Genomic DNA, 11888 nt, shown 5'->3' with positions numbered 1-11888 from the left:
GCGAGCATCAGACAGCTTTCTCCAGGTTGAGCCGTCTTGAGACCTCAATCGCGGCTTCCTTCCTTTCGCTGTAGCGGTCTGTCAGATGCGCCGAGATGCTCCGAGTGAGCAGTGTGAACTTCATCAACTCCTCGGCGACGTCAACGATGCGATCGTAGTAGGGGGACTGATTCATCCGCCCCGCGTCGTCGAACTGTTCGTACGCTTTGGCAACGGAAGACTGATTGGGGATCGTGATCATCCTCATCCACCGTCCCAACACGCGAAGCTGGTTGACGGCATTAAACGACTGCGCTCCGCCGCTGACCTGCATGACGGCCAGCGTCTTGCCTTGGGTTGGGCGCACGGCGCCAATGGAGAGCGGGATCCAGTCGATTTGGGCCTTCATGATGCCGGTCATGGCCCCGTGGCGTTCCGGGCTGCACCAGACCTGTCCTTCGGACCAGGCGGACAATTCACGCAGTTCCTCAACTTTCGGATGGGTCGCCGGCGCGTCGTCCGGAAGCGGCAGGCCCGTGGGGTTGAAGATGCGAGGCTCCGCGCCGAAAGCGTTCAGCAGGCGGGCGGTTTCTTCGATGGCAAAGCGGCTGAACGACCGCTCACGCAACGAGCCGTAGAGCAACAGGATGCGGGGCCGGTGACCGACGAGCGGGTCATGCTGCAGGACGGTCGCATCCGGAAGCCGGAAGGCGGCAGGGTCGATGTTCGGGAGATCAGCCAGCATCGATAACCTCGCCGTCTTCCTTGGCGAAGCGGCCGATGTGCGGGTTCGGCAGAATATCGAGAACGGCCTCCGACGGGCGGCAAAGCTTCACACCCTTGTCGGTCACCACGATGGGCCGGTTGATCAGGATAGGATGGGCCAACATGAAATCGATCAGGTCGTCATCGGTCCGTTTCGGATCGGCCAGGGCGAGTTCGCCGTAGGGCGTTCCTTTCTCGCGCAGCAGAGATCGGATGGGGATGCCCATTGCTTCGACCAATTCCTTCAACCGATCTCGCGACGGAGGCGTCTTGAGGTACTCGATGACCTCGGGGTCTTCACCGCTCTGGCGGATCATGGCCAATGTGTTGCGGGACGTGCCGCAGTCGGGGTTGTGATAAATGGTCACCGTCACGACCGGGCCTCCACGCTTTTAGCAGTTGGTTGATGCGAGCCGGATTCATACCAACCTCGGGACGCTTGGACGATCTTGACCACGGATAGCATGACCGGAACCTCGACGAGCACGCCGACGACCGTCGCCAGCGCGGCTCCGGAATTCAGGCCGAACAGGCTGATCGCTGCTGCCACCGCCAATTCGAAAAAATTGCTGGCACCGATCAGTGCTGCCGGGGCCGCCACGCACCAGGCCACGCCGAACCGGCGGCTGAGCCAGTAGGCAAGACCGGCATTGAAGTAGACTTGGACGAGGATCGGCACCGCGAGAATAGCGATTACCGTTGGCTGCGCGATGATTTGCTCGCCCTGGAAGCCGAACAACAGCACCAGCGTCGCGAGCAGGGCAACGAGCGATAGCGGCTGCAGCCGATTCAAGGTCCGTTCAAAGGTTGGAATGCCGGCCCCGAGAAGTGCACGTCGCCAGACCTGCGCGATGATGACTGGCACGATGATGTAGAGGGCGACGGACAACAACAGCGTAGCCCATGGGACGGTGATTGATGCCACGCCAAGAAGCAGGCCAACGAGAGGCGCGAACAGAAAGATCATAAGCACGTCGTTGAGGGCGACTTGGCCGAGCGTGTAGTGGGGTTCGCCGCCGACGAGATTGGACCATACGAATACCATGGCAGTGCAGGGGGCTGCGGCGAGCAGAATGAGACCGGCGATGTAGGATGAAACCTGCTCGCTGGGTAGCAATGGCGCGAAGACGTGGCCAATAAAGAACGTTCCCAGCAACGCCATCGAGAACGGTTTGACCGCCCAGTTGATAAAGAGCGTGATACCGACGCCGCGCATGTGTTCGGTGATCTTTCCCAGCGCGCCGAAATCGATCCTCAACAGCATTGGGATGATCATTAGCCAGATCAGAACGGCGACGGGTAGATTGACCTTCGCGACTTCAGCGCCTGCGATGGCTCCAAATGCACCAGGCATCACGTGGCCCAGCGCAACGCCGACCACGATGCAAAGCGCGACCCAAAGGGTCAGGTAGCGTTCGAATATGCTCATCGATCAGGCCACGCCGGGACGGTTGGAGGTCGCGCCATCACTGCGTCCAATCTCACGGAGTTTCGTCCCCAGAGAGAGTTGGTCGATGCTGTCGATAGGGAGGGCCGTGAAGGCTGCAATCCTGTTTTTCAGGTACCGAAAGGCGGTGAGGAATGCTGTGTGCTTCGTAAGGTCAGGCCCTTCTACGTCTGAGGGGTCCTCAATGCCCCAATGGGCCGTCATCGGTTGCCCGGGCCAGATCGGACAGGACTCGCCAGCGGCGCTGTCACAGACTGTGAAAACGAAATCCATTACTGGCGCGTCAGCCGCTGCAAATTCAGTCCAGCTTTTCGACCGCATACCGTCGGCCGGGTAGTCGAGACTTTCCAGCACACGAAGTGCGAACGGATTGACCTGACCTTTCGGTGTGTTACCGGCCGAGAAAGAACGGAAGCGGCCGTCGCCGTCCTTGCGCAGGATCGATTCGGCCAGGATCGAGCGGGCGGAGTTGCCGGTGCAGAGAAACAATACGTTGTAAATCCGGTCAGACACGGGATGTCTCCTTCCTCTTTTTGGACTTGGGCGGGCAGCAAGGCGTCAGGCTTTCGAGGAGCGGAGCACAGATCTCAGGACTGCCGCCGCAGCAGTCCTGGACCATGAACAGGGTCAAAGCCTGGAAGGTCGCGAGATTGGCGCGGTAGATGATCGAACGACTGTGGCGCTCGCCGGTGACGAGACCGGCGCGCGTGAGGATCGCCAGGTGTGTCGACATCGTATTCTGCGGAACACCGATGTCTCGGGCCAGTTCCCCTGCGGCGACGCCATCTGGCTCGTTCTTTACCAAGAGACGAAATGCCTCGAGCCGTGTTTCCTGCGCCAGGGCGCCTAACGCTTCGATCGCTTCAAGTGTTTTCATATATCGGGATTTATGGAAGTATAGGCAGCCTGTCAACCCGCCTCAGTTATTCGTGAAGCGAGGCGATGTTTAAATCATGACGTGGGCATTGAAACGAAGGAGGCGGCGGGTAGTGGCTTTCTAGCTCGAAGAGCAGGGCTACCCCGGGACGTCGCTGGGAAGTGGAGGCGTTCACGATATTTCTATAATTCTAGAATAACGGTTGACGACGGCTCGGGAAAGGCGCAGCCTATTGAAATGAAAATAGACGATGCAGCGGCCCGCCTTGAAGCCCTTGGCAATCCGACCAGGCTGAAGATCTATCGTACTCTGGTCAGAGCGGGTGAAATCGGCCTGCCGGTGGGGCGCCTTCAGGACAAACTCAAGGTAGCGCCTTCGACGCTCTCGCATCACATCAAGACGCTGGTGGCTGCCGGGCTGATCACTCAAGTCCGGGAGGCGACGACTCTCGTTTGTCATGCAAACTACGACGTGATGCGCGGCTTGGTGGATTTCCTCGTTGCCGAGTGCTGCGCGGACGCCGTCGAATGCAAGGATGCAAACGACGCCGCTTGATCTATCAAAGATCTTTAATTCGATAATTCTGGTATTATAGGAGGAATGAATGACTGAACCAAAGACTGTCGCGGTCATCGGAGCAGGACCGGTTGGGCTTGCCGCTGCCGCCCATGTACTGGAACGAGGCATGACGCCTATCGTGTTCGAAGCAGGCGCTGAGGTGGGTCATGCGATCCGGCAATGGGGCCACGTGCAATTGTTCTCGCCTTGGGAATACAACGTCGACCGCGCAGCAGGACGTCTGCTTGAGGCGACAGGGTGGAATTCGCCGGCTCCCGATCAATATCCCACGGGATCCGAACTGGTTGAGCGGTACCTTGAGCCCTTGGCGACGAAGACGCCCTTGAAGTCTCACATTCTGACATCGAGCAAAGTCACCGATATCAGCCGCCAAGGCTTCGACAAGCTCAAGACCAAGGGCCGCGACCTCGCGCCATTCGAGATCCACTATCAGAACACTGGGTATGCGGAAGGGCTGGGAGAGCGGGTCGCCCGGGCCGACGCCGTGATCGACGCTTCCGGAACGTGGGCCTCACCGAACCCGGCGGGTGCCAACGGTCTCGCTGCCATCGGTGAGAAGGAGGCCGCCGGCAAGATCGCGTATGCGATGCCCGACGTGCTCGGAGCGGACCGACCCCGTTATGCTGGCAAAACGGTTGCTGTTCTCGGGGCAGGCCACTCCGCAATCGGTACCCTGACGGACCTCGCGCGTCTGAAAGCCCAGGAGCCAGGCACAGAGGTTATCTGGCTCTTGCGTGGTACCGACCCCGCCAAGGCTTTTGGTGGCGGCGCCAACGATAAGCTTGCAGCCCGTGGAGAGTTGGGAGCCGCGTTTGCGGCTTTGGTCGCGGCAGGTGACATCAAGGTCGAGCCAGCCTTCCAGACGACCCATTTGACCTTGGAAAACGGGCGCCTCCGGATCGCAGCCGGATCGGCGTGCTGCGGACGCAAGATTATCGCTGACGAGCTCATCGTGGCCACAGGCTTCCGTCCCGACTTGGCTTTTGTGCGCGAGTTGCGCATCCAACTCGACCCCGCAATCGAATGTCCGATCGCCTTGGCGCCACTGATCGATCCGAACGAACATAGCTGCGGCACCGTTCGTCCTCACGGCGCACGCGAGTTGGCGCAAGACGAGCCCGGTTTTTATTTTGCCGGCATCAAGAGCTACGGGCGCGCGCCGACGTTTCTGATGATTACAGGCTACGAACAGGTGCGTTCGATCGCGGCGCAGATCGCGGGAGACCATGACGCCGCTGGACGGGTCGAACTGGTCCTTCCGGAAACCGGTGTGTGTTCACGTTCGTCGGCAGACGTCACCACGTGTTGCGGCGGGCCCGCACCGACAGTAGACAATGCTTGCTGCGTCGCCGATGCCGTGGCGAAGCAGGACGGCAAATCGGGGTGCGGATGTTCATGATCGTTATCGGGCGCGTTCACGGCCTGCCGCGCGGGACGCGCCCATTGTTTGTGGATCGCAAGGAGTGATCCGTCTCGGCAACTTGCGGGGGCGTCCCGCCATCATCGCAATGTGCCTGGGGCAACTCGGAAGTTTGCTGCCGCACGTCGTAGTGCCTTCCATCCTTGCGCAGTTCCTGATTCCCGAGTGGCGATTGACCGGGGCGAACGCCGGATTGTTGGCGGGCAGCTATGCCGCGGGCTACATGCTCGCGGTGCCGTTCCTGGCTACGCTGACGGACAGGATCGATGCGCGCATCGTTCTGATTGCCGGTTCGGCGTTAAGTGTCTTCGCGACGCTGATGTTCGGATTGTTCGCGGAGGGGCTGTGGTCGGGTGCCGCGCTTTGGGCGTTGGCAGGCATCGGCTTTGCGGGTGCCTACATGCCGGGCCTCAAGGCGCTGACCGACAGACTGGATCCGGGCGACTCGTCCCGCGCTGTGACGTTCTACACGTCGAGCTTCTCGCTCGGCGTTGGGCTTTCCTTTCTGGTCTCCCAGCTAGTGGCTGAAAGCTTCGGCTGGCGGGCGGCGTTTTACGTTACGGCGGCCGGTCCGTTGGCGATGATGTTTATCTGTCTGCTTCTGAAGCCGATGGCTCCGACGCCCAGCAAAGGACGTTTACTGAATTTCGGACCCGTCTTCCGGAACAGGTCTGCCATGGGTTTCATACTTGGCTACGGCGCCCATTGCTTCGAGCTCTATGGCATCAGGACGTGGCTCGTTGCTTTCTGGACGTTCGTTGCGGCCAAGGGGGGAGGCGGTACGCTGCTCACCCCGATCGCCATCAGCTTCGCATTCTCGATATTGGCGATGCCGTCCAGCGTCTTGGGCAACGAAGTCGCCTTGCGCATCGGTCGTCGCCGCGCCCTCACGACCTTCATGTTCGCATCGGCCGCAGTTGCGCTCCTGATAGGTATTTGCGCGGACGGTTCTCCCTGGCTACTGGTGCCGCTGATATTGCTCTATGCGATCACCGTCCCCGCCGACTCCGGCGCGCTGACTGCTGGTATGGCGATGTCGGCCAATCCCGAGAACCGTGGTGCAACAATGGCCGTCCATTCGACGGTCGGATTCGGCTTCAGCGCTCTCGGTGCCTGGTGCGTCGGCGCGACACTCGACGCATTCGGTGGACCGTATGCAGCTTCCGCCTGGCTTCCCGCCTTCGGGGTTCTAGCGGCAGGCATCGTGCTCGGCCCACTCGCCCTGATGTGGTCGCAACCCAAAACTTCAAATCAAACGGTTATCTGAATGCGCAGGCAGGCATGACACAGCGTCAACTTCCCATCATTCTTGCTCTCGGAACGACGCAGACGCTCGCATGGGCCTCCAGCTACTATCTTCCGGCAATACTCGCGGATCCGATTTCGCGAGACCTCGGCATTTCGACCAATTGGTTCTTCGCCGCATTCTCGGCGTCATTGGTGATCTCCGGACTGCTTGGTCCGCGCGTCGGCCGTCAGATAGACCGCGTTGGCGGTCGCCAGGTTCTGTGTGCATCTAACCTGCTGTTCGCCGGCGGCCTTGCTCTGCTCGGGCTGACGTCTTCGTTGTGGATGCTGAGTCTTGCTTGGCTTTTGCTCGGCATCGGCATGGGGTTGGGTCTTTACGACGCGGCATTCGGTGCGCTCGGGCGGATATTCGGCGATCAGGCAAGGCGTCCAATCACCGGCATCACGCTTCTGGCGGGCTTCGCCAGCACGATCGGATGGCCACTGAGTTCACTGGGCGTCGATACGATCGGTTGGCGCGGCACATGCTATGCATGGGCGGCGGCGCATATCGTCATCGGATTGGCCCTTAACCTGTTCTTCCTTCCGAAGACGGAGATTGTCGTCCGAAGCGAAGGCCCCGTTGCAAAGCCGCACATCCCGATGGACAGGATGATGGTACTGCTGTCTTTCGCGTTCGCTGCAGCATGGACCGTAACGTCGGCGATGGCGGCTCATCTTCCGCGGATCGTGGAGAGTTTCGGTGCAACACCCGCTCAAGCGGTCTTCGCGGGCATGATGATCGGCCCGGCCCAAGTGGCTGCGCGTATCGTCGAGGCAGGGCTACTGAACCGCTACCACCCCCTGTTCTCAACCAGTCTGGCATGCCTCACGCATCCTATCGGCGCGGGCGTCATCGCCTTGTTCGGGGGAGGCGCGGCCGCGGCATTCGCACTGCTGCATGGAGCAGGGAACGGCATCCTGACAATCGCGCGCGGCACTCTTCCCCTATCGGTCTTCGGGTCTGAGAATTACGGATATCGTCTCGGTCTTCTAGGCGCACCGTCCCGAATTTGTCAGGCGATGGCGCCACTCGGCTTCGGCCTGTTGATCGGCATCATGGGTGGGGGTGTTTTGATCGTTTCATCCGGGCTCAGCATCGCCGCGCTTCTCGCCCTCCTTTTCCTATCGCGGCAGCGAAAGGGAGCTGCAACAGCCAAGGCTACGGTCCCTCAGCCGATCTCCTCATCTTGAGTGCGAAAGGTCGTGTGGCGCCCAGTCATGCGGGTCAAGGAGGGCTGCCAATCGTTCTCTGACCTCGCCAGAGGGCATCGACGCCATGAGCAGACAATGGCGCTTCCAGAAGTCGTTTAGGCGAGTCCATGCGACAGCGTGGGTGGGTCAATCTGTCGTCCACGACTACCGTAAGCGGGTTATTCCTCGTGCCAATCGGCATGACAGAATTACGGCGTGAATTGATCGGTGATCTTCTGAGTGTCGAGGACGACGAACACGGCGTGGAAACGCCTTGATCGTCTGGACAACCAGACTTGTTGCGGATTGCTCGCATCCTCCAACGGCATACGACGCCAAAAAAGTCGTCATATGCCGTTGGCTTCGAGTTCTACAAGACTTCGCCGAAGTGGACGATCCGACAAGCCCAACCCTCCTCAGGCTGTATCGGCTATTCCGCCGGAGCTTCAACGCGGATTTCATCTGCCGATGAGAGCTCAGTCGGCCGGGTCCGACCGAGCAACACGAAGATGACAATCGCCGCGAAGAACGTGATGCTCGCCAGGACATAGCTCACGCTTTGGAAGGCCGAGAAGTAGGCTTGGACAAGCGTCGAGTGCGGGACTTCCGGTATTAGTCGTGCGACGCGGGAAAGATCACCTGCTACGATCCCCTGAGCTATTTCCGGTAGCAATTGAACTTGGGACGGCAACAGGGAAACCTTTCTCTCAATGTTCCCCGCAGTCATCGCGCCCAGTGCTGCGGTGACGATCGCGAGCGAAATGCCCTCGTTAGCGACCTTCGAGGTATTGAAGATGCCAGACGCCATACCTGAGCGCTCTTTTGGCACCACCGATACGGACAGGCCGTCCATCAAACCCCATGGAATTGCCGCTCCGAAACCGATGACAATCATCGCAGGTACCGCAGCGAGACTGGCGAGAAGTGGGGAGATCGTTGACACGCCTGTGCCGGGGGCGACGCTGCCGAGCCAAAGCATGCCGACCGAAGCGACCAACAACCCGATCGCGGATAATACGCCAGGTGATACCCAGCGCGTCATAACTGCCGCGACGTACGGCACGACAAGCATTGGTGCCGACAATGCCAGCATCATGAGGCCCGCTTCGATCTCCGACAGGCCCTCGATACCAACAAACCGGATTGGAAGAAGTATCAATAGGACTACGTAGGAGAAACAGGTCGAGATCGGTAGAAGCTGCACGCCCACGAAGCGCGGATATTTGAACAGAGAAAGGTCGAGCATCGGCCGGTCGTTGCGGCTTTCAGCAGCCACAAACGCAGCGAGCAGGGCGACTGAGCCTGTGAAGGCACCCACGATGATCGGATTGCCCCATCCGATGGACGCGCCCTCGATTACTGCGAAGGTGAACAGGGAGAGCGTCCCGGTGAAAGTGATGACGCCGGGCCAGTCGAGCCGTGCGGCATCCGGATCACGCGTCTCGCGCATCCGCGGCACACCCAGCATGATCGCAACAAGGCCGACCACCGCCGTCGTGACGAATATGGAACGCCAGCCGTATCGCTCGATCAGCAAGCCCATGATCACCGGTCCGAAGGCGAGGCCGATGCCGAACGTTGTGCCAAGCATGGAGAATGCCTTGGTTCTGGCATGGCCTTCGAATTCCTGTGCGATGGCGGCTGAACCGCCTGCGAGAGCGGCGGCAGCACCGACGCCCTGCACGGCGCGAAGCAGGTCGATAGCGAGGATGGTCGGAGCGAAGATTGAAGCGATCGAGGCAGCGACGAAAAGCGCGACGCCACCGGCGAAGATGCGCCTGCGACCGAAGCGGTCGGCGAGCGTACCTGCAGTAAGCAGAAGACTTCCGAAAGTGAGCATGAATGCGTTGGTGATCCAGGTCACCATCGCCGCGCTACCCGCAAGATCGCGGCCGATGGCGGGCGTTGCGATCGCGCCACCGGAGAAACTAAGAGGCAGGGTAAGGGCGGCAAGGCACACTGCGAAGAGTACTGAAAGTGCTCCGCCATGTTTGGCAGATTGGCTGGTCGGGGACATCGGACGTTCCTGAATGGTTGAGGTCATTCTCAACTAAAGACACCGCGCCCGGCGTTAAACGCTCCGCGGATGGACACACTGTCCTCCCCCAGGCGACATTCCGCAGATTCGCAGCGTTTACTGGCCTTTCCGATTGTCGCCATCGAAGCGACAGAGAGGATCGCCAAGGCGCGTTTATCGAAGGAGGTGGGAGGACTATTTCTCGACTGTCGCAAACGAACTCCTCGAAAGGACACGACAGTGAAACTCTACATCGCAGACCAGACCTGTTCGCAGGCAGTGCAGATCATTTCCAACGAACTCGGGCTCGCGCCGGAACTCATCCATTTCGATGTTTTCGGCAAGTCGACGTCGAACAACGACAACTTCGCCGAACTCAATCCCATGCAGTACGTGCCGGTACTGGCGCTCGACGACGAAAAGAAGGACCTCCTGTCCGAAACCATCGTCATCACGTCCTATCTTGCGGATCAGCATCCGGAAGCGAACCTGATCCCGGCGCGCGGCACGTTCGAACGCGCCCAGTTCGACCAGCTTCTCGTCTTCATCGCGACCGAGATCGCCCAGAAGCACATTCCGTTGATGCGCAAGCTGCTGACGGAAGAGGGCACCGCCTGGATGCGTGGAAGGATCGTGAGCGCCTACAAAGTCCTGGATGACCGTTTGTCGGATGGTCGGCCGTTCCTGACCGGCGACAAGATGACGGTCGCGGACGCCTACATGTGGGCGACCTTCTGGCACAAGCGGTCCGGCGCTCACATCGAGCATCTGCAGCATGTGATGGCCTGGAAGGACCGCATGGATGCTGTCCCGTCAGTCGTTAAGGCACTGAAGGACGAAGCGGAGATCGCCGTCCAGCATCGCAGTCAGTTGGCCGCTTAACTGCGGATCGCCGGGGTTGCGGTCGGACTGGTCATCGCTCCACGGCGGTGATCATCGCGGATGCCCCGACTATCCAAGTGCTTCGGCGTCGAAGGCGGCATAACGCCTTCGCGTCAAAGAGAGCGGGCCGCTAATGCGAGTCGGCGGTCCGCTTTTCACTTGGAATTTCAAGAATTGATCGAGGTCAGATAGCGAGCTGAATTGGTCGTCCACGCGAGCGATAATCGTTCACCCAGAATGAGGATGATCGGGAACATGCGGTGAGGTTCGCCTCGACCACCCGGCGACGATCAAGGCATCGGCTTTTTAAAGAACTCAACCAGCGCATCTAGCACTACACGGGTCTTGGGCGGCATGCGCCGACCCGCAGGGATCAGAGCGTGTATCGGCGGTCCCTCGACGTCTGCTTGGGGCAACACGTGCTGCAGTTCACCGGATTCGACGTGAGGAGCGGCAACGCGGTCGAAGATTTGCGCGATGCCCATGCCTGCAATCGCTGCATCGATGAAGGCGCGCCCATCACTGGTGATGACGCTTGCAGGCGGAGCAGTCTGGAAGGTGCGCGTACCATCGCTCAGCGTCCACGGCCTAGTCTTTCCGTTGCCGGCGCGGAAGATAATGGCTTCGTGATCGGAAAAATTATCGGCCGACGCGATCAATGCGTGCCGGTCAAGATAGTCGGACGAAGCGTACAGCGCGAGTTTGACATCGCACAATTTCCTGACGGTCATCTCGCCTTCGGCAGGAAGCATGCCCGCACGGACGACAATGTCCCAGCCGTCCTTGACGGGGTCCGACTGTCTATCGCTCAGGTTCAGTTCGACGGAGACCTTCGGATGCTGCAGGCGAACGCGGTGCAAGGTTGGAAGTAGCAGACGGCCGAAGCCGATCGGAATATCCAATCGGACACGGCCGACCGGCTCGTCACGTCGCGCGGAAAGGGCGGTCTCGGCCTCGTTAAGTCCATCCAGGGCGCTGCGTGCCGCCTCAAGATAGATTTCTCCATCCTCGGTGAGCCTGACAGCTCGGGTTGTCCGCTGCAGGAGCCGGGCGCCGAGACGCGCCTCCAACCTCTGCACCGCTTTGCCGACGTTGGATTTACTGGTGCCGAGTTGCTCCGCGGCACGGGTGAAGCTCGCGTGCTGTGCGACCGCAACGAATGTCGCGATGTCGTGGATCGGCAGTTCGTTGACTGACATTTGTTACCTGAATGGATATAATTGATCGGTTTTCTCAATATTATATCCCGCGGTTGTTCATTCAAGGCTCGTTTTTTAGGATCGAGGGCCGATAATTGTTCCCATCGACCGCAATTATCTCAATTCACAAGAGAATTCGAGAAATTGCTAATTGTCTCCATTGCGGAGCCAAACTGTCTCCCGGAGCACCGTTTATCTCAGGTGTTTCCTCCGCTCATATCGAGACCTGACACGAAAGGGAT

12 protein-coding genes are annotated in these 11888 nt (G+C 59.8%); 5 read left to right on the top strand and 7 right to left on the bottom strand.

The window, feature by feature from the left end; genetic code table 11:
- Nucleotides 1-7: 7 nt before the first annotated feature.
- The 5 genes from arsH to AB8A38_RS29765 are packed head-to-tail and all read right to left on the bottom strand — an operon-like array spanning nt 8 to nt 3068.
- Nucleotides 8-724 carry an arsenical resistance protein ArsH gene (arsH, locus tag AB8A38_RS29785; protein ID WP_439088653.1) on the bottom strand — a complete coding sequence of 239 codons (717 nt, stop codon included), beginning with the start codon at nt 722-724 and terminating at the stop codon, nt 8-10.
- The gene (gene arsC / locus AB8A38_RS29780) at nt 714-1118 is read right to left on the bottom strand and encodes an arsenate reductase (glutaredoxin) (RefSeq protein WP_439088652.1); all 405 of its coding nucleotides are present in this window, start codon (nt 1116-1118) and stop codon (nt 714-716) included. The genes arsH and arsC overlap by 11 nt, the downstream gene beginning before the upstream one ends.
- A complete protein-coding gene (arsB, locus tag AB8A38_RS29775; RefSeq protein ID WP_439088651.1) occupies nt 1115-2173 on the bottom strand; it encodes an ACR3 family arsenite efflux transporter in 1059 nt (352 codons plus the stop codon). The genes arsC and arsB overlap by 4 nt, the downstream gene beginning before the upstream one ends.
- 3 nt (nt 2174-2176) lie before the next feature.
- Nucleotides 2177-2704 (bottom strand): arsenate reductase ArsC, encoded by a 528-nt coding sequence (locus AB8A38_RS29770; RefSeq protein WP_439088650.1) that lies wholly within the window; start codon nt 2702-2704, stop codon nt 2177-2179.
- Nucleotides 2697-3068 (bottom strand): ArsR/SmtB family transcription factor, encoded by a 372-nt coding sequence (locus AB8A38_RS29765; protein WP_439075254.1) that lies wholly within the window; start codon nt 3066-3068, stop codon nt 2697-2699. The genes AB8A38_RS29770 and AB8A38_RS29765 overlap by 8 nt, the downstream gene beginning before the upstream one ends.
- Nucleotides 3069-3305: 237 nt before the next feature.
- On the opposite strand from AB8A38_RS29765, the gene AB8A38_RS29760 reads away from it, so the two are divergent.
- The 4 genes from AB8A38_RS29760 (at nt 3306) to AB8A38_RS29745 (ending at nt 7548) form a co-directional block, all read left to right on the top strand.
- Nucleotides 3306-3623, top strand: coding sequence for an ArsR/SmtB family transcription factor (locus AB8A38_RS29760; protein ID WP_439088649.1), 318 nt, complete (start codon nt 3306-3308; stop codon nt 3621-3623).
- Between the two features lie 49 nt (nt 3624-3672).
- The gene (locus AB8A38_RS29755; protein ID WP_439088648.1) at nt 3673-5046 is read left to right on the top strand and encodes an NAD(P)-binding domain-containing protein; all 1374 of its coding nucleotides are present in this window, start codon (nt 3673-3675) and stop codon (nt 5044-5046) included.
- A 109-nt stretch (nt 5047-5155) separates the two neighbouring features.
- Nucleotides 5156-6334, top strand: coding sequence for an MFS transporter (locus tag AB8A38_RS29750; RefSeq protein WP_439088756.1), 1179 nt, complete (start codon nt 5156-5158; stop codon nt 6332-6334).
- A gap of 14 nt (nt 6335-6348) precedes the next feature.
- Nucleotides 6349-7548 carry an MFS transporter gene (locus AB8A38_RS29745; RefSeq protein WP_439088647.1) on the top strand — a complete coding sequence of 400 codons (1200 nt, stop codon included), beginning with the start codon at nt 6349-6351 and terminating at the stop codon, nt 7546-7548.
- A 430-nt stretch (nt 7549-7978) separates the two neighbouring features.
- Here the strand turns inward: AB8A38_RS29745 and AB8A38_RS29740 are convergent, their stop codons facing one another.
- Complete coding sequence (locus tag AB8A38_RS29740) at nt 7979-9565, bottom strand: MFS transporter (RefSeq protein ID WP_439088646.1); 1587 nt, start codon at nt 9563-9565, stop codon at nt 7979-7981.
- Between the two features lie 240 nt (nt 9566-9805).
- Here AB8A38_RS29740 and AB8A38_RS29735 point away from each other — a divergent pair, with 240 nt between their 5' ends.
- On the top strand, nt 9806-10447 hold the full coding sequence (locus AB8A38_RS29735; protein ID WP_439088645.1) for a glutathione S-transferase family protein: 642 nt from the start codon (nt 9806-9808) through the stop codon (nt 10445-10447).
- A gap of 290 nt (nt 10448-10737) precedes the next feature.
- On the opposite strand, the gene AB8A38_RS29730 is transcribed toward AB8A38_RS29735, so the two are convergent.
- Nucleotides 10738-11646 (bottom strand): LysR family transcriptional regulator, encoded by a 909-nt coding sequence (locus tag AB8A38_RS29730; RefSeq protein ID WP_439088644.1) that lies wholly within the window; start codon nt 11644-11646, stop codon nt 10738-10740.
- Between the last annotated feature and the right edge of the window lie 242 nt (nt 11647-11888).

Origin of the sequence: Tardiphaga sp. 839_C3_N1_4, assembly GCF_051811045.1 — a bacterium.
Taxonomy (GTDB): Bacteria; Pseudomonadota; Alphaproteobacteria; order Rhizobiales; family Xanthobacteraceae; genus Tardiphaga.
This window is presented reverse-complemented; position numbering and strand designations above follow the sequence as displayed.